The following is a 22407-nucleotide window of genomic DNA, read 5'->3' as shown; positions in this document are numbered from 1 at the left end:
TCCCCAACGAATCTGTGGTATGGCCCGTGTTGGTTCGTCTTTGGGCCGAACCACCGCATCGTCGTGTGTTCACAGACAATTCATTGAAAGCTCATCGGTTTCTGGCGTCGAACCCCTTCGCACCGCTGTTAGAAACCCGGGCTATCTCAGAACTCTGTGAATATTCTCACCCACTCCCTCCGGCACTCAAAGGCGTCTCACCCCGTAACACAACGTATTCCGAGGGTTTTGCTCGAATTGTAGCGATTCGGGAAACGAGTACCAAATCAATCCGATCCTCTCTGGGCTTACCTTTAAAAGTGGCTGGCGGTTGTAGTTGTTCGGGTTCAATCCACTATGCAGACAGAAAAAACGATCAACCGCGCGAAGAAGATCGACGAATCGCTAGAGATCATCGCTAAGATCGAAGAAGTGATCGAAGTACCGCTGGCAGAGAGCCGGCGAGAACTACAGGTGGCTGGACAGTACGTCATGAGTGACTCGATGTTTGTGGAACAGATAGTACAAGCAATGACTGAGGCAGCCGGTTTCGCCATCGAGACGGGTCATGACGACCTGGCATCCGACGCCATCCAGAACGTGACTGACCTCGAAACGCTCGTCTCTGACGACGAGTAGGCGACTTCTTCGACGCTCATTCCCCCTCTCGAAACACCCAACGAAGCTCGCTCGCTGAGATGTTACTGCGAAGAACGCACACTTATGTGACTCCTGCTTAATGTTATCGACATAATATGCCCTCACTTGATAAGTCAGAACTCCATTCGCTTGTTTTAGAGTCAATTGGCAGTGACGTAGTCCAGAATAGCGGGATTGATTCAGACCCACCTTTTGAGGTGAACCTGGAGGATGAGGAACCAACTCGGTGCCGGTTCTACTTGTTCACTTTGACCGCTACTGGGTCAGAACACAGATCAAAAGACGAATATCGAATTGACCTAAGACTACCAAACCACGAAGGAGGAGATGTTTCCCCCGCAGCTCCAGACCGTTCGGGGGATTCCTTAATTCTACTTGGGGGGTACAACCCAGAGAGGGAAGTATTCGCTTTCTGGGACGATGATCTGTATGAGAGTTACAGTTGGGTTCGGCATCTACAGGTAAAGGAGGAAACCCTTGACGAAGCGGAAGCAAAAGGTGTCGGTTTTCAGCATCGTAACGGCGGTTCTGGAGGTGAAACCGTAATCGCGGCTAAGAAAGAATCACTTCGACGTGCAATCCGGATGCGGTATCGATTAGAACAGACCCGAGACCTTCTTTCAGAGTATCTCCCGGATGATTGGCGTAGCATCTCATCAAATAATGAATCGATGCGAATCCATCGCTTTGAGCTTTTTGCTGATTATTTCTTCACACAAACTGAACAGACACATACCATTCCTGCACGATGCAATCGCGCCGAAGAACTCTCGCACCCTATCACATCTCATATTTTGGAGCAGATCGGGTTATCAGATAGGTCAGCGTTATATGATGTTCTGTCGAAGGTGGGACATGATTGGCTGGGGGAACCAACGTCGCAAGATATCGAAGCAGAACGTGATTCAGTTGAAGAACAAATAACATCTGAGCCGACACTCACCGAAGAGGAAGAGGAGTTCAATAAGACTCAACGTCGTGCACGTGACTCTGCATTTACCGAGGCAGTGAGGGATGCATATGACGAAAGATGTGCTGTCTGTGGGAGCAAACGGGTATCGCCTGCCGGGAATCCTGAGGTCGAGGCAGCCCACATCTACCCGAAGAGTATGAATGGCCGTGATCACGTTCAAAACGGTATTGCTCTCTGTAAACTCCACCACTGGGCCTTTGATTGTGGGTGGATATCACTCTCTGATGACTACGAGATCCTCGTCAAGGATGAGTCAGGGTTAGACGGATATGATGAATTCAGTCCGCTGGAGGAAGATAGGATACGCCTCCCGGAAGAGGACGACAAGAGGCCACATCCGAAATTCCTGGCTGAACACCGCCAGATGAATGGCTTTGACTCTTAATCGCTATTAGATCGTTAAACTCCTTCGTCAGAGAGACCCGGAAGCGTCGTCTGGCTGCCAGTTTGGAAAGAGCCTGCCTCGCTGGGTTCATAGTTCATCACAAGACGTTCCGTGACCTCTGTGCTGCGGGTTTCGTTGTCATGCTGCTTGTTCATAAACTGAGAGCGACCTCTTTCCACAACGTGATACGTCTCTAAGCGTTCGGGGAGCCGCTGATAGGAGACCGCCCACTTCCCGTCCATTTCTTCGAGCGTATCGACGAATCGGTCATGGTCGAACTCCCCGTGGCGGTATAGAGCGTCGCCTTCATCAACATATGGTGGATCAGCGTAGAAGAAGGTCTCCTCACTGTCGAAGCGATCCATTAACTCTGCGTAATCCAAATTCTCGATCTGAACGTCTTGGAACCTCTCAGCGAATTCGTGGAGTTTCTCTGTCGCATTCCGGAGTTTTCGAGCCTTATTCCGTTGGCTTGCTGATGCGAACCCCGATTTTGTCCGATATTTTGAAGCGTATTGTGAATATCGGAGATAAAAGAACCTTCCTGCGCGCTCAATAGGGTCATCCGGACGCTCTCCAGAGTAGAAACCCTCCTTCCATTCTTCATGAAGATCTCTTGCGTAGGGAGTCTTGTTTAGCCATTCTATGAGTTCCTCTTCGTGGTCTCGAAGCACTCCGAAGAACTGAACAAGGTCCCCGTCTCTGTCATTGTAAACCTCTGTGTGGCTCTCCTCCTTAGTGACGAGGACAGCGGCACTCCCGCCGAACACTTCAACGTAGCACTGGTGAGCCGGGAAATGTTCGATGATCCAGGGGGCGAGATAGGCTTTCCCTCCCGGATAAGGAAACACCGACTTAGTCATACGTCTCCCTTCTCAACGCCCAGTTATAACACTTCCACCATCAGACGTTCCGTGAAGGGATGGAATCTTAATTCGTTGAGTGGAGTCGTGAAGACTGCACACTTAAGGGGATAGTTCTGTATTCCTTTACCATACTGAATCATGTCTGAACAATCTGGGCCATCGCCCGAGTTGTCTGAGCGGTCGGAGCTTCCAATTGAGAGAGGTTTCCCTATTGAGCGCGTGAATGAGTTGGCCGAGCGAGAAGGGCGAGCGAAGATGTACTACCGCCCCATCTACACGATGCACAAGTGGTGGGCCCGGCGGCTTGGATGTGTCTTCCGTTCGATCTCGCTCTACTCACTCCTTGACGACCCAGATGCAATAGATGTTTTCGAGCCAGGTGACAATGGGGAGACACTGGCGAGTTGGAATAGCGATGACTCTACCGAGTTGGATATTGCTTCCATTCTTGAACGGGTCGATATGGCGGATCCCGAGAGTCTTTGGGAGCTGTACCCAAAGGATGTCCGCGTTGAAGATAAGAAGGTGCTTGACCCCTTCATGGGGGGTGGAACTTCACTGGTTGAAGCATCGCGTTTCGGAGCAGAGGTAGTCGGGAATGATTTGAACCCTGTGGCCTGGTTTGTCACAAAGAAGGAGCTTGAAGCTGGTCAGACAAACGTAAATCAACTAGAAGCTGCCTTTGAGAAAGTGAAGGCGGAGGTTGCCGAGGAAGTCACCCAGTATTACAGAACGCCCTGCCCTAACGGCGACCACGACGCGGACGTAATGTACAACTTCTGGGTTAAGGAACTAGATTGTGTCTCCTGCGGCCACACCGTACCGTTGTTCAAGGACTATCGAGTTGCCAAGGGTCGTTACGAGAACGACGATAAGTACAACGTTCTCTGTCCTGATTGTGGGGCGGTTACTTTAGTGGACGACTGGCAGTCCGAGAGCCTCTGCGATTGCTGTGGTCATGGTTTTGTCCCGAAGAATGGGAATGTATCGCGGGGAGGGAAGTACAACTGCCCTGACTGCGGCCAGAAGTACGCAATAACAGACGCCATCCAGGAACAGGGTCCACCAGATCTCCGTCTGTACGCGGTCGAATACTACTGTGACCACTGCGAATCCACCGGTGGGGAACGAAGTGAATATAAGGGGTACAAACGCGTCGAAGAGGCGGACATCGAACTCCTCAATGAGGCTATTGAGGAATGGGAGAGTAGTGGTGACCTCCATAAGTACGTACCCGACGAAAAGATCCCGGAAGGAGCGATTACGGCGTCCTCTGAGCTGGCCGGGAATGATGTCTTTGACCACGGATACGAGTACTGGACTGATATGCACAACGAGCGCCAGTTGCTCTCAATTGCGAAGATCATGCGGTCTATCGAAGATGTGGACCCCTCGTTGCGAGACTACCTCCTGTTGGCTCTAACGGACTCCCTTATGTTCCAAAATATGTTCTGTATCTATAACCAACCTGCAAACAAGGTTGAGGGAGTCTTCCGGATGAACTCGTTCGTCCCCACCTCAGAGACAATTGAGAACAATGTCTGGGGCGCTTCAGCAGGCCGAGGTACGTTCTCGAACTCGGTTGAAAAAGTGTTGAACGGTGTTGAGTATGGCTCTTCTCCGACAGAACGGTTCATTGAAGATGGGGAAACCCAAGAGACGGGGAAGTTCGCACAGCCAATCGGTGAGGAGTTTAGTCTTCACCAAGGGGATATGCGAAACCTCGATTTCGAGGATGAATTTGATGCAGTGATTACTGACCCGCCATACTATGACAACATCATTTACTCGGAGGTCTCTGACTACTTCTACGTCTGGCAGAAAATTCTGCTTGAAGATGAATACCCAGGATTTGGACACGACCAGACACCACGTACCGAATCAATCGTAACTAACCCGTATCTGGACAAAACAGTCGAGGACTTCGAAACTGAGATCGGGCAAGCCTTCGCCGTAATCCGACGAGCTCTAAAAGATGATGGTGTTCTAGCATTCACCTATCACCACTCTGATTCAGAGTCGTGGGGTGAATTACTTGCATCGTTATGTGCTAATGGATTCGAGGTCACAGCAACGTATCCAATCAGTGCAGACTCTAATAAGTTCATCACGGGTGAGGCCGTTTCCTTCGACATTGCTGTCGTGGCCCGCCCCATCGACGACACAGATCCCGCCTCGTGGAACTCCCTTCGCCGTGACATCTACCGGACAGCTCGCCGCACTCGCAAGCAACTCGAAGAGAACCGCGATCTCTCACGCGGCGACATCGGCGTGATGGAGATGGGCGCGTGTTTCCGCGAGTACTCCAAGCACCACGGGAAGGTGCAGCGTGACGGCGAGATCATGTCCGCCAAGGAGGTCGTCCAAGAAATCTACGGCATCATTCAGGAGGCCAGCGACATCGGCGTTGAAGACGTGTTCATCGATTTGCTCGACACGCCGAACCCCTCGTTCGACGACGTCAACAAGCTTTGCCGTGGGACGAATGCCACGCCGGAGGACCTCAAGGAGACACACCTATACAACCAGGACGAGGGCTTCGAACTCGGCACCTGGGACAACGAGAAGCGCCAGGCGTACATCCAGGAGCGCGTCAACGGTGACGGCGGCGAACACCTCTCGAACCTCGATAAGCTCCAGTTCCTGCGGTATCGCTACGAGAAGGGCCAAGCGGTCCAGAACTACGTCGAAAAGTGGGACGTCGATGACGACCTGCGGGAACTTGCCGGTCGGCTCGCCGACGTAACCGGCGACGACACGTACACGCGCGTGCTCGGGGACCGGGACATCACGAGTTACGGCGAATAGGAACCCCGACGCAGAACGCGAAGACAACGCTCGGTGGGGATTTTCGACAATCCATTTCGAGACTCCCGCTGAGAGTGCTTCTGTTGCTTGCCGCGCCCTTCTTCCTACAACCTGTCTAAGGCGAGTCGGCGATATGGTCGTGCCGTGAGTCTGCGTCCCGGGCCCTCAATCTGGATATTGGCCGTATAGGCTCTGTTGGGGCGATATAACGGTGTTCTCAGGGCAGAGGTTTTTACGCACCTGGTTATTTCACCTATGCCGAACGATGAGGGCAAAACAACAGCTCGAAACGGCGGGTCGTCGGCGAAGGTGGTCAAGAATTGACTCTGTCCCCCTTCTGACTCGAATCGTTCGATCAGCCGTTTTCTCGCGCGTAAAGAGTGGTAGTTGCGATGAGTGACACTGATCATCGGGTTCTGCTCGTGGGATCGATCCAACCATACTGCACGTTCTCGATCTCGCGGGACGAACGAGATACCCTTCTCCGGCATGTGACCAGAGAGATGGACAAGCAACGTTCAGATCCGACTAGGGACAGTATAGCACCGTGGTTGGAAAATCTGCGGCCCGTGATTGAGGAGTCCGTTTCGACACTCCGACTTGATATGTCGGACCACGCTAATCTGTCCACCCTCTTTACCCAGGTGATGGACTCAGAAGGCCTCCTGGAGCGGTTCCGGGAGGCAACTCCCGAGTGTTACTGGTGTGGTGATTCTGCCGACCGGCAGATAGACTTCCATGACTACTATCTCGTATTGGTCTGTAGCGAGTGCCTCGAAACGATTGATTCGTCGGATGGCCACTATCTTCTACAGGATCTCGATCCTACAATTACCCCTTCGACGACAATCGACTGTCGGGATGCCTCCGCCCACCAAGGAACGAACGAACAGCAGTCCACCTTGTTACAGTTCACCACCTCGGACTAATCGCTGACCACGAGTGAGCTCACGCTACCGTATCCATTTTTGTCCCTTCGGAGACGTTGTATCCGTAATGGCAGGCCCCGGACAGATACCCGGACGCTACAATCTTGTTATCGAAGGTGCGTATGAGACCTTCGAGCATCAGATTCCTGTGGAAGAGTTTGTACAGCAACTCCAAGAAGACGATGTTCCGGATAGTGTGAGTGTTGTTGGTCTCGCAGATGCCTTGGCGGATGAGGATCTGGCGAATGAGTTGGCCCATGACATGGATCGACGTGCAAACGATTTAGAGTACCAAAGTCCGACAGTGCAGTTCGTCGTCGAAGGTTCGTTCCATCGAAGTGGAAAAACGTACGATCTCCGGTACGAGGACGAACTTCACTCTCTCCAGCAGGTTTTCGGCCCCCAACTTGAACGGAAAGAGGATGGCAAGTGGCTCGTGGCACCGTTCTGACCAGAAGCCCTGAACCACGGAATCAATAGTCCACGATTTGTGCTGGCGTTAGTGTGATTGAGTCAATCTCCCCTCTGGCAAGCTCCTGTTTGAGACCGTTTTCACTGGTTAGTCGAAGCTTCGCTTTCGGGCCCGTATTAACTGCTTCAACGGATGCTGCATAGTACGATTCTTTCTCACCATCTACCCAGCATTCGACTTGAAGCTCTCCTCCTTCGACGTCGCCGCTCCACTGACGATCAACGTAATTCTGCCAGCAGTCTTCGCAAACCACGTCCATCTCTGTCTGAAGATCACCAGTAAAGGACTTAGGTTCGAACGAGATTTCATAGTGGAGAGGTCTCCCCCGACAGAGACGACGAGCCCCGATTAGTACCCCACCACCATCCCGACGAATTCTAACCAAGCAACTTCGAACGCCTGCGATATCATCGTCACCAAGGTCTACATACGATTTGCCGAGCTGGTCACGGCAACGTTCGCACGTTATCGACTCCTCTATAACGTCCTCTTGGAGTTCGAAGTGATCTCCTTCAATAGGAATTTTCTCTTTATCACAGAGACTATTCCAGCCGAATCCTTCGCTCGGAGGCAGATTATTGTCGTAGAAGACGTGTGTCGTTCCTCCGTTGGTCGTCCACTGGTACGGTGTTTGGTACATACTATCTCTATAAAAGCTTCAATGGGCCTTCTTTCTCAACGTCTCCCCCTCCGTCTAGGAAGTAGAGGTCGATCCACTCTTGCCCCTGGTCACGACAGAACACCGGTACGCACGTCGTCGTATGCTCGTAGCGCTGTTCACACCGCGTTTCAATCTGTTCTCGTGTCCAGTCGCCATCTTGCTCTAAGTCGTACCGGTTTCGGACCTCCCAAGAGTGTTCGTCGGCGGCAGCCTTGAGAACACGCAAGGAGAAATCCCGAGCATCCTTGAACGTGAACGGACCGCTCATCGACTTTGCGTTGCTCAGATCCGTCTCTTCGACGCCATCGAGGCACAGTCGGTTCTCCGCAACGGCGCGGAAGGCTTCGAGTTCAGCGGATTTGCGGACGAGTACGTCGTGCAGATAGTCGTGGACGACGTCGCCGTATCCGCCCAACGTGAACTCTTGCTCGGGCGAAACGATTTGCAGTTCGGCACCTGTTTGGGTGACTCGCCGTCGCTTCGGTTCAAGGAGCGGACACAGGAACGCGAATCGATCGGAGTGAAGCAGATACGCGTAACTGAAAAGCCGTGATCTGGACGGGGATTCCTTCACCGGATCGTGACCCTCTGCGTAGTATTTCGAGTCCAGTACAGCCAGTGTCTCGTCACCTTCCTGCAGGGCGTGGTCCGGTTCATGGTATATCTGCCCTTCACCCTCGAACGGGTTCACCGATGGTGACCGAACGGGTGTCACGTCGTCGAGGTCTCCGAGGTGGTCGTAAGACTTGATGTACGAGAGTTCGCGCTCGATGACGACCTGCGAGTACTGCTCGAACAGCGACTCCATATTCAGGACGTAGTCCACGACCAGCTCTCGTGGGCCGTCACGGAGTTGCTGGCCGAGCGACGACGACATCACTGCCTTGGCGACGTCGAACGCCTTCTGGTAGTACCGTCGCTGCTTTGGAAGGGCGCTGAGCGAGAGGTGTCGATACTCGTCCATCCGATCCAACCCGCTGCTAACACCTATACTCTCCAGGCGCTCCACCTCGCGGTGTACTTCCGAGAAGATTCGATCGTATGCAGGGTGGTCGTTTTCGTGGGTGTTCTGTCGGAAGAGTCGAAGGAGCGTCTTTCCAGCGAAGTGGAGCAGCGAGTTCACCGCGTTGTCGTACTCGGTCTCGTTGCGGATCCAGTGTGGCTCCAACGTCCCGCGCCCGTGGTTCAACAGCGTTTGTTCGACGTCGATCTCCCCACGTCCATCGAGACTGTCGAGCCGACGAATCACCAGGTCACGGATGTAGCCCTGCCGGTGAATCGTCTCCAGGCCATCCAAGTAGTTGATCGCCAGCACGACAAACACGTCGTCAAGATGGATATCGTCGGAGAGGAAATCCTGCAGCGGGATCCCGTGATACTCGATAGACCGGTTCTGGTTGTAGACGGCCAGGAGCATGTCGAAGATGTGTTCCCAGTCGATCTTCGGATCGACCTGGACTTTCGACGACGGCGTAAGGCTCACGACGCCGATGATGTCCGTCGCCTCAACGTGGAGTACCTCGTTTTCGTCGCCGTCTACTGTGACCGTGACAACTTCGTACTCCTGCTCACCATCGAGTGCCGCCTGGCTCTTCGTGAAGACGCCGGGGCTCTCCTGCGTGAAGGACGCGCGACGAAGCTGGTCCCCGATGGACGACGGACAGCCCTCTATCCGGATCTCCCCGCGCTCAGGGACGTTGAAGGTGTCCTGCCCGTACTCGTAAACTTCGTCAACCGTACTCATTACTCGTAGGAGCCCATCTGGCGTCGTTCCTGTTCGAGTTCCCGTTCGGCGAGCTCAGCAGCAGAGGCGAGATCGAACTCCTCGAACTCGCCGTTCATCGCGCGGTAGTGTTCCGCGATCCGCTCGATCTGTGGGAACGCGGCGGCGTTCAGGAGTCGCGGAACGATGTACGTCCGGAATGCTTGTCCGACCGCGTCTGTCTGGTCGTACTCGTACTCTCCGCCTTCCCGACAGCCGACGCCGAGGAAGACGGCGATGTCGCGGTAGTGCATCGGACCGAACCGCATGATCGACCCCTGCGACGTCGATTCATGGCCGTGATTGATTCCCTGGTAGTCCCGCTCGAACAGCCGGAGAATCTCGCTTTCTCCAAGATCTGTGTGGTCGGTGACGTGCGTGGTAATCCAGTCTTTGAAGAGCTGTCGGCGCTTGTCTTCCTCATATTCGTCCAACTCGATCATGGCGAACCGGCGGGTGATCGCGTTGTCGAGTTCGTTCACTGTCCGGTCGGACATGTTCATGGTACAGATGATATTCACACGCTCGTCCAGCTCAATAGTCTCACCTTCGTCGGTCTCGAAGATGGTCTGGTGGGGGTTCTCGATTGCAGTGTACAGCGGACCAAAGATCTTCGATATGTCCGCTCGCGTGATTTCATCGAGAATGACGCCGTATTCGACGTCGAACCGGCGAGCACGCTGAACGGCTTCGGACACGCACCCGAGTTTCGTCCGGTAGCTTAGCGAGTCACCGGTGTAGTCCGGACTGATGCCGCCGATGATGTCTGACGGTGTCCACGAGGGAGTGGCAGTGTTGAGGGTGTATCCGATTCCAGTCTCACGAGCGAGTTGCTTGGCAAACGTTGTCTTCCCTGTCCCGGTCGGGCCATACAGGACGACTGGTTTGCCAGTTTCGAGTGCTACTTTCGCGTTCCGCTCAACGTCGTTCGGAACGAGTATCTCTTCAGGTGTTTCGTCACCGCGGAGGCTCACGATACGTTTGAGCCGATCTGACGCCAAAGAAGACTCAAGTACGGCCCGTCGAACCTGGCCCAGACCACGCTCTCCGTCGTGGACCACGTCGAGTTTTTCCTCCTCAATCAGGTACTCTAGTACCTTCTCGTTCTCCGCGCTCTGGATTGCTTCGACGACGTCGTCGGTTACACGGCGAAGAATTCCGACTTCGTCTTGCGCATCCTCAAGCGTATAGTCGTCCGACGAGTCACTCATTATCGGATACAGGTAGTTCTGAGTATATAAAATCCCGTTCAAGAGCCAAGCAGATTCCTATTGGCCCACAGGTGCCAATATTCATCTAACCGTTCTTATTGACGCTGAGATATCGCTCTCCCCTGTCCATTATACCGGACATCGTTGATGGGGCAATATCCAGTTCGTCCTCCACTTCACGGTAGGTCGATCCAGTCTCGACCATACGGATTGCTTCGAGAGTAGTGACGAGTGACTGGCCGCACACGCCATTACGGCCGGGAATGGGTCATGTCCCCACCACGGACCGGGATCCGTTCGCTCTCTCTTTCCGGGGAACGCCGCCCCTACGGACGGCAGTTTGTCGACGCGCGCCTACTGACTTCAAAGGTGGCATATTCCGTTGCTTGGTGGGTCGATAGGCGCAGCGCACACTAAATACCACGACGGTCAGTCTTGGATTTGTGAGACTAGCGTATCTCGGCACACCGGACTGGAATGCTTTCTCCGTCGTACTCACCAGGGTAGCCGCGGTACAGTGTCTGTTACGGACAGACTCGATTGTTCTTTTGTGCTCGTAAATACCGAGACAGGTAGGTTCGACCGGGCGGATCGACGTACGTACTCGGGTACGTACGTGATCACGTACATCAAGCGGACGCACACTACTGCGTCCAGGCGAACCGTTGAACAACCGCCGATCCGAATGAGTCCCGGCCCACCACGACCGGGACTTCCACTCTGTTCGGGAACACAGCTGCCCCGTGTGGGCGGCATTTTGTCGACGCGGTCCTACCATCTTCAAAGGTAGTATATCCCACTGCTTGGCGAGTTGGTCGATGCGGCGCAACGATACACAACTGTTTACGATCACCAACTTGTGAGGCCGGTGTGCCGCACTCTGCGCAGCGGAGGGAATCACTCTCTTCCTCGTACTCGACCGGGTTGTTCCGGACTACAGTGTCTGTTATGCTCATACTCGTGTTTGTGTGTGGGCTCGTATGAGCCCCCGGCGTGGGGTGTCTACCTACCCACGTCCTCATGTACACGGCGACGTACTCGGGTACGTACGCGGTTACGTACAGTCATCACGTACGCGGGCTTATACGTACGTGCGCAACTATGGATATTGGACCGTCGGGCGGACGGGCACGTAATCGGCTATGGTCGATGATCCGTATAAGACAAGTAACACTGCCCGCGAAAGGAGGGGGTATGTCCGGAACTCTGCTTAACAGTAGTCGCCAATACGATTCCTTTATTCAGTGGTAGCGGTGAAACACGCGTTCCGTACATATGCATACTAACCGGCTAGTTCCATCAGAGAGCATTGAAACAAACTCTCTGGGAATCTTTCTATGACACATTCTTCCTGCTTGCCACCCCAATTATGTAGTATAGGTTATATGCTGCTCTCAAATGTTGAAACGCTGTTTTACGTGGAGTTATCATTTGGGAAACGCGCACTGTAACGGGGGGTGTCCGGAACTTTTTGCAGGCATGAGAGTAAGCCGGGTACTCCCTGGTTGAGGGCACGATATAACCGCTTGCGTACCCTTGTTCCCACCGAACGGTCAGTACAGACAAAGTAGGCTCCGAGCCAAATTGTGAAAGTGTTATCCGGAAGAGTGTGAACACACGGAAAACACGGCTGACAAGACCCATAACACTGAAACTCGCAATCCTTGTAAAACAGACCGGTCGAATCTGGACTGTGAAACGCGTTACAAGGACTGCATTTGCAGTGATCAACCCGTGAAGCTGGGGGTGAAGAGACTATACAGGAGTGTGAAAACACCGTGAAGCGGCGCGTCAACTCGCGTAAAGCTGAACCAAGAATTCGTGCAGAGGAGACCGACGCGGTCAGGGTTAGTGTTACTGTCAGTAGACTTCACCGGTCGGAACACTCACTGAACCGTCGCGGAACCACGGCGTCGCCATGTCCCAGTTCGCCAAGTCGTAGTCCTTGAACGTCTGTAGCCGCGACTGCCGTGGGTACCGGGCCGCTTTCTCACGGCCACCGTCACCGCGTCGCTTCGATTTATTCCGGTCAACCAGCTTGAACTTCCCGTGCTGCTCGCACCGAACCTCACTGAGACGCTTCGCTTCGCCATCCAGCGTCGCCTGACGCGCCCGCGAACGACGGCCAGCCGACTGGTCACCCAAGTACCGCGTCGTCTCTGGTGACAAGACAGTGTCCTCTAACAGCAACTGCTGACCCGACGCTTCCACACCGATCGCTTCATCGTCACCGGCTTTGCTAATCGCGTAACACCAGAGGTCCATCGAGGTCCGCCACTTCTCACCGTCAGGGCTCCGTTCGATGAGCCCCTTGTCGCGGAGGTAGCACTTCATCTCCATTGACAAGCTCGATTCACCCCAGCCCCAGGCCACAACTGGAGGGGCGAGGTTCCTGCGGATTTCTTCCCAGTGAGCCGCGAGCTTCCCTTCAGTCCGCTTCCGAAAGTTTCTCGCACGGTCCGACTGCCACGTCACCGTCTCGTTCGATGTTGATGTTGACAATCTCGATCACCCCGTTAGACCGTTCGGAGACGGTCTTCAGACGGCTCGTACACTTCCCCTTGCTTCTTCAACTTCGCCAGCTCGTGACCGAACTTGTCCTCACTCAGCCCTGCATCCACAGCGCGCTCTTGCACTCCGTCAACCGGGGCACCATCTTCGTGTTTGTCTTCGACGGTCTCGATGATGTCCTTGAGCTCCATCACGCGGTCGCGCTGCACATCTGCATCGATGGACGGACTGTTACCGTCAGTGTCACCGCCATCCGTCAGGACACTCTCCTGCTGGCTCTCAGCGGCTTCTGACGCGCCGTCAAGAGTTTCCTGTCCGTCACCGGGTTCCTCACTGTCAGTCCACCCAACACCCGGCTGGATCGACTGGAACTCCGTCGTTCCTGCGTCGATGAGGAGCTGGGTCTTCCCATCGTACTCGTCCACCTGCACGTTCGTGAGTCGGTATGTGTCGCCTTCCTCAATAGCATCAGGCGACCCGTCCTCGAAGTCCACGACTTTGATCGCAGTTGACGTGTCCTTCACAGTCCCACGTGCTTCGATGGCCGGGTGATCCGGGGTTTCCCAGTCCGTCACGGTGACCGTCACAGTTTCGTACCCGGTCCCGTCGTTCGCGCTCAACCCCGCAACCGGAGACGCATCCGGGTCATCATCGTCATCGTCACCGACAAGTTCCGGGTCGAATTCTGAATCGAAGTCATCCGAATCAAGGAATGCACGGATGTCGAACGCAGCAATCGCGTCTTCCGCGCGGTCGGTAAGGATACCGACCGCACGACCGACTCCCGTCGTCGGCTGAGACGTGCACGCTACGTACGTGTCTTGCTCTTCAGCCTCACCGAATCGGTCCGTGTAGTCCTTCGCGCTCCCGAGAAGATCCTCGTTCAGGTCGTGGTCGCGGATGTACTTGCTGACGGCGTCGAACGACTGATTCACGTTCACCCGGAGTTCTTCACCGGCCTTCCCGGCACGCACAACCGTGTAGTGCGTGCCCTTCTCCAGGTAGTCGGCGACTGCGGCGCGCTGCACCAGTTGCGTGAACTGGTCGATGTGCGTCTCACGCCCATCGCCTTCCACGTCTGCGACGTATCGGAGCGCATCATCGAGATCGTCTTCCGACGGGAGGTTCGACAGGTCTGCACCAACTTCTTCAGCGAACGACCGCATCACGCGGAACCCGAACGCGACCGTCTGCAGCCCCTGCACCTCCAGGTCATCGAGTTCCGTGTCCCATTCGGCGAGTTTCGCGGACACGTACTCACGCGCCGAGAACCACGCGTCCTCGAACTCGTCGTCACTCATCCCGGCGACGTACTGGTAGTACTTCACCGCGTGTTGCTCTAACCCGTAGTTCGCGTCCGGGAACGTGACGTTCCCATCCTCGTCAGTGACCGCGTCACCAGCGAGTTCCTTGAACCGCTGATACTCCGGTGCCCCACTCTCTGTCGGGGCGTTCGTGAACGTCGTGCTAATCGCACGGCGCTGCTCCGCGCTGCCGCGGAGCGACGTTTCACCGGACACGCACACCGGGGCTTTGAGGTGGTACTCGACCGTGGACTGGTCCGCCCGACCACGCTGCTCAACACCACCAGTAGCGACCTTCCGGAGGAGTTCGTGCAGGTTCGACTGCTGCCAATCAGGCATCTCACTGGTCTTGTACTCGTCAAGCCAGATCGGCACGCCGTTACTGCTGCTGAACGTCTTAATCTGCGCGAACTTCGTGTCTGTGGCGCTGAACGGCTTCTCTTCCATCCCGAACAACCGCTGCAGTACTTTCAGCGTGCCGGACTTCCCAACACCGGACTCGCCGGTGATGAACAGCAGGTTCATCGACCCGCTCGTGTCAACGATGCGTTCGCGGTGCGGGGCGGCGAACCACCACCCGAGAACCGGAACGAATCTCTCCGGGTCTCGCGTCCGGGTGAACAGTTCCAGCATCTCCGCGACATCACCGTTAACAATCTCGTCAACGTCGTGGTCGCCCGGGTTCGCTTCGAACTTCCGTTCGCTCGCAGCGTCCTGCTCTACGAAGACTGTATCCGGCTCGTCAACCCACCCATCAACACCGAGGACTCCGTTCGGCGTCACGAACTCGTCACCGGACCGGGCGAGCCCCATCGACTTCTGACCGGCCAGGTTGGGAACATCCTGGCGGCTGATGTACTTCCGCAGCAAGTCCATCACGTCCGTCTCGGCCCTGTTCGACTCGATCGTCGTCGAAAACCGCTTTGCGAGGACTTCGTCTTTGAACCGCCGGGCGTCGTTGAACACTCGCGGTTCAATCTGCAGTTCGAACTCTGACTCTGTGGGTTCTTCCGGCCGCACTTCGACGTTCGCCATCCGGTCCTCGCCTTGGACCGAGAGGAGTGACGTGACATCGAGTTCGAAGTTCAACAGCGTCGTGCAACTTGCCCACCCGGAACTACTGGCTTTCACGAGCTTCCCGTCGTAGTTCACAATGTCCGTTCTCGCGTCCCACAGTTTCCGCGTGAGGGTTCTGTGACGGTCAAGGAGCGCACACGAACTTCCATCTAACCGTGCTGCGAGGGGTTCTTTGATGGCGTCGTAGTCGTCGTCCGTTAACCGCGGAATCGCATCACGAACGGCCTTAATCTCACTCCCTGACGGCCATTCTGCGAGCGCTTCCTCTTCCTCTTCGGACAACTCTTCATCGTCATCCTTGTCGGAAAGGTCAGGCTCCTCCGGGCGGTCCTCGACCGGATTGAATTCTGCAGTGAACTCCGCCACAGTCTCTGCAGCCTCACGCTCACTCGGACTCCGCGTGTCATGCTTGCCGATCGGGCACGAGTCTCCACACGACTCTCCTTCATCGAGGACCCCGTAACCACGGAGCGTTGACAGTGACGGCGGTGCGTACCGACCGGACTCCATCATCCCCGCGATGTGATCGACTTGGTATTTCGTCTCCTCTTCATCAGCGCTACTGGAGTCTCCACCCGGCGCGTACTCGTCACACATGTGACCCGCGACGTCTTCGGCGTCATACCCTGCTGCGAGACCGCACATCGCAGCCATGAGGTTCACTTTGTGCGTGTTCCCGTGGTCGTCCGGGGCTTTCCGACGGAGCTGCAGTGCACGACCGTAACAGGCCGGGAGGTTCTCCGGCGACTCTGATGGAAGGTCTCCGTCCCAATCAACACCGCCTGACCCCGGCCGATACTTGAGCGCCTGCTTCCCATCGTACGTGATGTCCTGCAGGACGTCCTGCGGGTCGATAACACCGATTATCTCGCCGTCTTGTACGAGTTCGTAACTGGACTCAACACCTGGGACGTCGGTCGGTGCGACGACGTGACCGCTCACAGCGGAGCCTTTCACGTCGATGTCGTACGGCACGTCCGGGGCGAGCTCGAAGTCAGATGGGCTCAACGACCCGACTGGCTCCGCGACCCACGCATACACGTGGAATCCACCGTGCTGCGACTTTGCAAACGGGATCCCGTTCGGTTCCCCGGTTTTCCGCGCGGCTTCCTCAATGTCTTCGACCCCGTCACCTTCGTCCGGGTCGTCTGCCTTGTACAGATCGATATCAATGATGAGGAGTGACCGCGGTTCCTCACTGCTGTAGTCCTCGATATCGACGATCGCCCAGTTATCTTCCGGGTGCGCTTGCACTTCCTCGTGCGTGTGGACGTGCTCGGCCGCGTCGAAGTCCTGCGAGTACCCGCCCCACGAGTGCTTGGGGCGTTTGTCGTCAGGTCCGCGTGTCTGGATGTATCGCAGTGACTCGTAGTCGAATGCGAGGTCGTCTACCAACTACCTTCACCTCCGTTAACGCGTTCGACGTCATTGAGCGGCGCAACCCGCGGACTTGCGTCCTGTGCGTGCAGTTCTGCGTACTCCTCGTTCATGCGGGTGATCTTCCATATCTGATTGTCATGGTTGACAAGGTCTCCGGTGCCGATGACCGTCCCTCCGTCAGCAACCAGTTCACGGTCGCTTTCACGATCGTCAATGAGGAGGGCTTCGGCGTCGTCAGATGTCAGCACTGCCTTCACGTTATCGAGGTTGATGCGCGCGTCGATACCCTGGTGACGTGTATCCAGGTACACTGCTAGCTGACCGTCAGTGTTGACGAATTGGTGTGCGGCGTCGATGACAGTCCCGTCTTGCATCAGGACTGTCGCCGGTATTTCTGATTCGCTGCGTCCACTCTTATTAGGTTGGCTCTCGTATGTCATTCTGTGAACCCTGTGGTGAGGTGTTCACACGGCGGTTCCCGCGGGCACTGCCCGCGTTAGATTCCTTTGCATCGTCAACTTGGCAGATGCGAGTTTGTGGTGAGTGGCGACACAGTGATCGCGGGTCGCCGCCGTGCTTGTCATGTCATAAGAACAGGTAACAGATAAACGATCGCGCTAAGGTTCAAGTGGGTAAATCGAACAGGCGGTAGAGGGCCTCTAATTGATGACTACAATCCTCGTGCAGGTAGTCACCGACACCTATAACAATGAATTTTCGAAGAGCCATTCCACCATCATGCGATTCTCGAAATTCCATAACACGCCACACGCGAGAGATCGAGTGACCCCGTCACCAATGTTCCATAGCCCGTCACTCCCCACCGTCACGCGACCGATTTTACAGAGACGTTACTCAATTTTACACCCCGTTCAAACAAGTGTAAAATGTGATTCGGCGTCTCAAGTCTCAATACCGGAGAGTCCCCTTTCTGATTTACAGTTTTTACGGATTTTACACCTCTCATATGGAGGGGTATGTGCAAGATGGACCTCCTGCGGGTTACTCCGTTCGTGTCGGTATGTGTCTCTGTATACCCCCTCCGTTGAGATAGCGTAAAATCTGTAAAATCCGTATGCAACTGCTCGCCATGTTGCGGTTTTCGTTTTACAATCGGGTGTAACCCGGTGTGAACCGAGGAGGGATCCTGTGTAAAACCAGTCGTCGTTGGATATCGATGGGAGGGCGCGGCGGCTGCCACGCTCGATTGTGTTCCCCTCGCTAGTGCGTCTGGATCGATGGTCTCGATGTTCCTACTGTCGCTTGCGTGCGCGTGAGCGGTACGTGTTGGTCGATGAGGTTATGACACGTGTTCTGTCGTGGTAGTGTTACGCGGCGTGTGAGTGGTTTCTGAGACGTATCCTCATTCGTGTTCGTGTTACTGTCGGGGTGAGCCGGTGGTGACGTGTGAGCGGTTGTTGTCGTTGACAGGGTCGTTGCTGTCGATTGTGACTGTGACGACGTCGTCTGCACCCCGGGGTGGGTGCGTGACACTGTGGTTACTGCTTCGAAGCCCAGCGGCGTCTGAGTGACCACTACCACTGTCTCTCTCACGCGGAGGGTAAATCCCTCTACATCACCCCCCATCTTTGGACGAGATCGGCCGATATACTACCCTGGCAAACGGGAGCTACGCGCTTAGAGCGCATGCCAGGGTGGTATACCGCCTTAGCTACCCTGGTTCGATTCGCGGCGATTCCACGGCTGATGTCCGATCGCGGGATTTTGCATTGGTTCTCGAAATGGTCTCTCGGGAGTCGTTGAGCTGCGCGGCGCATGAGCGCAGTCACAGTGACACTGAAACGTCTCAACTTCCTGGGAGGTAAATCCTCCAACCCCACTACACCTAACACCCTCTTCGGACGAAACCGGCCGGTATAGACCCGCGCCAAACCAGTGTTACGCTCTTAGTTTGCTTGGCGCGGGTTCTAAAGTTCTTAGAACCCGCGCCACGATTAAATAGCTCAACGATTTGAGATGGGGTGGTGAAACGGGTTCTGCGTGGGGTTTCTGCACCCCCAGTTTCGTTTCTGCGGGGTATTCTGCGACGTGTTTTCGTTTCCGCCGGGGTGTTCTGCGAGTGGTTTCCTCCTGTGCCCGCAGAATCCCCCGCGAAACCTTATACCGGGCGGCACAGAATCTCTAACCGTGAAATCATGCCACAGGTAGATATCACAGAGTTCGGAACTGATGACGGCAACGAAGCAGAGAGTGACACTGCAGGGAAGGCCTTCGTCGTTGTCGTGACGGCAGAGACGTGGGGTGAGGTGGACGACTCGCTACGCCCAGCGCTCGCAGCGACACGCACAGTCGCTGGATCTGGTCTCGGAGCGGCGGAACGCGACGACATAACGCGAAGTGTCGTCAATCAGGAGGTCGAATTACCTGCTACTGTAGGTGTCGATCGGCAGGGGCTTATTGGGGTGGGGTCGTCAGCGAGTGATGTTGACATTGACAGTGCGATCGGGTACGCTACGCGGAGTGAGATCCCGCACTTCTTCGTTAACAACCTCGTCACTCTCGGTGAGTCACCGGGTGAGATTGCCGATCGGGTCAGGGAGTTGGTCGATGCTGGTGTTGAGGTGCACGTCGTCTCGCAAGGATTCGACATCACTGAGGATAACGCAGACGCGGTACTTGGGGTGCTGGATGGTCTCGATACCGATGGATTGGAGCTGCAGCGGCGGGCGGACGTCAGGGACGTGCAGCGCTGGTTGCCGGACAACGCTCAGGCTGGCCGCCCGCCGCTAGGGTATGAAAAAGTCGATGGGGAACTCGTCCCAGGCCCGCGGTTCGATGCCGTTCGCGCGGTCATCTCGGTGCGATTGAATGAGGATATCCCGAAGCAGAAGGCTGCGGATCGGTTAGGAGTGTCACCGAGAACGATCACTCGTGCTGAGGAGAATGCTGGTCGTTACGGTCTCGATGACGGGGAGGGTGACACTGAGGAGTAACGTGGGCGGGCCTGGGGTGCCTGTCCCGTCACCCACGGGTTACAGCCAGTCGATGCGTTCTCTCCGCTGCCGCATCCGAGATGTAGAATCTCGATGGTCGTATCTTTCTTCGATTATGTCTGTCCCGACGTTCATCCGGTCACTGACGACGTCTGCAGGGACATCTGACGCGAGATAATCAGTGATCGCTCCGTGTCGAATCGAGTGCGGAGCAGTGCTGGACGGGCACTTACTCGCAGCCATGTTATCCATTGCTTCGCACTCGTCCGGATCACGGTCATGCGGGCAGTCACCGCCACTATACGTGCACGGGCGGGTGACTCGGTACACGTTAAGCCGGATCGTATTCTTCGTGATTCTCCCGAATTCCGTCGTCAGCAGCGGGTCTCTGCGGTGGTCATCCTGCACGTCGTGACGGTGATGATCGATGTGATCATCGATAATTCTGCAGGTACGCGTGCTGACAGCGACCGCGCGCTCCCCTTTCCGCTTGTTCTTCAGTGGAGTGTCGGTGTCCGGGTTGTGTCGGAGTTCAATATATTCGTCTCGCGGGTGGTAGTGTTGCAGGTCGATTGCTCGTGCAGCTCCCATCCGCATCCCGGTTTCCCAGAGGATGCGGAAGAGAACATGTTGTAGGCTCGCGTACTGGTACTTATCGAGGTACTGCAGGATTTGCTCGGCCTTCTGTCGGGGGACCGTGTCGGTGCCTCTCGCGCCTGGGTCCGCGAGGGATGGGGAGTTAACAGTGTCATCGAGACCGTCGATACATCCGTTGATGCTGACGCAGAACCGCAAGAAGACACGGAGCGTGTCTAGGTTCGATTTGAGTGTTACGTCACTCACCGTCTGTTTCCGGTGGATTTTGAAGCGTTGAACATCGCGGCCGGTGACGTCGTTCAAGTTGTCAATATCTTCTTGGTCGCACCATTCCACGAAGCGTTGTAGCCTGTATCCGTGGCTTTGGAGCGTTGCGTCTGAGAGTTCGCGTTCTCGATCTTGTTTGTACAGTTCAACTGCGTCGCGCGGTGTGAGGGGTTCAAGCCCGTCGTCGGGAGAGTTTCGTGCCATTGTTCTGGGGCACGGGCGGGTTGGCGGGCCAAGCGCGTGCGCTGCCGTCGGCCTTTGTTGGTGGAAGCGGAGCGCAGGGGGCGGAGCCTGCGGAGCCCCCGAGCACCGAACCGCGAAACCGACCGGAGCGTTGGCCGTAACCGCGTTCTCGTGAGCGAAGCGAACGAGAGTCTGCGAGACGAACGCAGTGAGTCTCGCTCGATTCGAATTCGCGCCGGCCCACTTCTCCCGCATTTCTACGCCTTCGAACGACGGCCTTCGGGTGGCCGTAACCGCGTCCTCGTGAGCGAAGCGAACGAGAGTTTGCGAGACGAACGCAGTGAGTCTCGCTCGATTCGAATTCGCGCCGGCCCACTTTTCCCGCATCGCAAAACCCGCGAGCGACGCGTGGTGCGTCAGCGCCACGGATACGCGAACGGCGAAGCCGTGAGCCACAGCGAACGGTCTGCGAGGCGGGGAAACGGATCCAAGCAGATTCGAATTAGAGAGGAGCGTCGCTCCGACCGTGGTTCGATATCTGTGCCGGCCTACTGGATACATAGCCTTTTCCCGCCTTTCTGCACACTGATCGGGCGCTTGCGAGTCGGCAGGCTGACACTGTGTGGGACAACGTAGAAGCCGGCGTTCCCGAAATAGTACTCCGAAGCAGCGGTCACGACGATCGCTCAAGGGCGGTCCGATCCGACGCCTCGCTTTCCTCTGTGTTGGTCGCGATCGCCTCGAACCCGAAGAAGAGCAGCGATTCGGTTCGGAGAGTGACGGGCTTCGAACGAGCGGTCTATCGGCTTCACGTCAGACCGGACCTCAGTTCGGCGAGGGTTCAGCCGTCTCGAAGGCAGGCAGGGTCGATCGATGGCCGACACCACTCGTGTCTTCGGATTCGGCCGAGATATCCGTATCGTCCGAGCGGCACTTATCGTAACAATTAATGCGAATTGCCAGAAACAATATAGTGCCTCCGGCCCCCCATTCCCCACTTCCCCATCCGGAGGCCACCCTCACCACCGTTTTCACCACCGTTCCATTTCGAAACGACGCCGGTCGCAGTCTTCGATTGCTGGGTCCGCAGTGATCACCGTCACCTACCAGCGTAGCGACGCGAGAATCATTGGCAACCATCGTCAATCATTGCACTGGCCTGCGCGGCTTCCGTGAGCCTCTGGAACCCGTGTCCGATGGCGGCTCGCAGAGCCTCGAACGCCCGCTCGAGAGCGGCGAGTACCGCCACACGACACGGTCGATGCGGAATCGGCCCGTCTCTTGCTCAGTACGGCGACCTTGTGCTTGTAAGTGCCAGCATTATGGCTGCCGACGCCGTACGTTCTGTGGCCGGGGTTCGCCGAGAGACTGCCGTCAGTACTGTCTCTGCCATCATACCTACCCGGCCCGCCGTTTTGAGCCCGATCT

At 55.9% G+C, this 22407-nt stretch carries 14 protein-coding genes; 6 read left to right on the top strand and 8 right to left on the bottom strand.

Annotated elements, in window-relative coordinates; all coding sequences use genetic code 11:
• Nucleotides 1–336 precede the first annotated feature (336 nt).
• Entirely contained in the window at nt 337–618 is a 282-nt protein-coding gene (locus tag ACJ70B_RS05565; protein ID WP_408959425.1) for a hypothetical protein, read from the top strand.
• Between the two features lie 116 nt (nt 619–734).
• The gene (locus ACJ70B_RS05560; protein ID WP_408959424.1) at nt 735–1997 is read left to right on the top strand and encodes an HNH endonuclease; all 1263 of its coding nucleotides are present in this window, start codon (nt 735–737) and stop codon (nt 1995–1997) included.
• Between the two features lie 14 nt (nt 1998–2011).
• Here the strand turns inward: ACJ70B_RS05560 and ACJ70B_RS05555 are convergent, their stop codons facing one another.
• Nucleotides 2012–2860: a DNA adenine methylase gene (locus tag ACJ70B_RS05555; protein WP_408959423.1), complete on the bottom strand. Its 849-nt coding sequence runs from the start codon at nt 2858–2860 to the stop codon at nt 2012–2014.
• Between the two features lie 141 nt (nt 2861–3001).
• Here ACJ70B_RS05555 and ACJ70B_RS05550 point away from each other — a divergent pair, with 141 nt between their 5' ends.
• The 3 genes from ACJ70B_RS05550 to ACJ70B_RS05540 all read left to right on the top strand — a co-directional run bounded on the left by ACJ70B_RS05550 (nt 3002) and on the right by ACJ70B_RS05540 (nt 7051).
• Nucleotides 3002–5671: a DUF1156 domain-containing protein gene (locus tag ACJ70B_RS05550; protein WP_408959422.1), complete on the top strand. Its 2670-nt coding sequence runs from the start codon at nt 3002–3004 to the stop codon at nt 5669–5671.
• A gap of 392 nt (nt 5672–6063) precedes the next feature.
• Complete coding sequence (locus ACJ70B_RS05545; protein WP_408959421.1) at nt 6064–6600, top strand: hypothetical protein; 537 nt, start codon at nt 6064–6066, stop codon at nt 6598–6600.
• A gap of 67 nt (nt 6601–6667) precedes the next feature.
• Nucleotides 6668–7051, top strand: coding sequence for a hypothetical protein (locus ACJ70B_RS05540; RefSeq protein ID WP_408959420.1), 384 nt, complete (start codon nt 6668–6670; stop codon nt 7049–7051).
• 22 nt (nt 7052–7073) lie between these two features.
• Here ACJ70B_RS05540 and ACJ70B_RS05535 read toward each other — a convergent pair whose 3' ends face one another.
• From ACJ70B_RS05535 to ACJ70B_RS05510, 6 genes are all read right to left on the bottom strand, one after another.
• Nucleotides 7074–7712, bottom strand: a complete 639-nt coding sequence (locus ACJ70B_RS05535) for a hypothetical protein (RefSeq protein WP_408959419.1) — start codon at nt 7710–7712, stop codon at nt 7074–7076.
• Nucleotides 7713–7719: 7 nt separating this feature from the next.
• On the bottom strand, nt 7720–9477 hold the full coding sequence (locus ACJ70B_RS05530) for a 5-methylcytosine restriction system specificity protein McrC (protein WP_408959418.1): 1758 nt from the start codon (nt 9475–9477) through the stop codon (nt 7720–7722).
• Nucleotides 9477–10706: an AAA family ATPase gene (locus tag ACJ70B_RS05525; protein ID WP_408959417.1), complete on the bottom strand. Its 1230-nt coding sequence runs from the start codon at nt 10704–10706 to the stop codon at nt 9477–9479. Before ACJ70B_RS05525 ends, ACJ70B_RS05530 begins: the two co-directional genes overlap by 1 nt.
• A 1860-nt stretch (nt 10707–12566) precedes the next feature.
• On the bottom strand, nt 12567–13046 hold the full coding sequence (locus ACJ70B_RS05520; RefSeq protein ID WP_408959416.1) for a hypothetical protein: 480 nt from the start codon (nt 13044–13046) through the stop codon (nt 12567–12569).
• 176 nt (nt 13047–13222) lie between these two features.
• On the bottom strand, nt 13223–16639 hold the full coding sequence (locus ACJ70B_RS05515; RefSeq protein ID WP_408959415.1) for a hypothetical protein: 3417 nt from the start codon (nt 16637–16639) through the stop codon (nt 13223–13225).
• A 347-nt stretch (nt 16640–16986) separates the two neighbouring features.
• Complete coding sequence (locus ACJ70B_RS05510) at nt 16987–17352, bottom strand: hypothetical protein (RefSeq protein WP_408959414.1); 366 nt, start codon at nt 17350–17352, stop codon at nt 16987–16989.
• A 1782-nt stretch (nt 17353–19134) separates the two neighbouring features.
• Here ACJ70B_RS05510 and ACJ70B_RS05505 point away from each other — a divergent pair.
• Entirely contained in the window at nt 19135–19932 is a 798-nt protein-coding gene (locus ACJ70B_RS05505) for a hypothetical protein (RefSeq protein ID WP_408959413.1), read from the top strand.
• Nucleotides 19933–19971: 39 nt separating this feature from the next.
• On the opposite strand, the gene ACJ70B_RS05500 is transcribed toward ACJ70B_RS05505, so the two are convergent.
• Nucleotides 19972–21000, bottom strand: coding sequence for a tyrosine-type recombinase/integrase (locus ACJ70B_RS05500; protein WP_408959412.1), 1029 nt, complete (start codon nt 20998–21000; stop codon nt 19972–19974).
• Between the last annotated feature and the right edge of the window lie 1407 nt (nt 21001–22407).

The organism is Natrinema sp. 74 (assembly GCF_046097095.1).
Classification (GTDB): Archaea; Halobacteriota; Halobacteria; order Halobacteriales; family Natrialbaceae; genus Natrinema.
The sequence above is the reverse complement of the archived record's forward strand: the minus strand, read 5'-3'. Positions and strand labels throughout refer to the sequence as shown.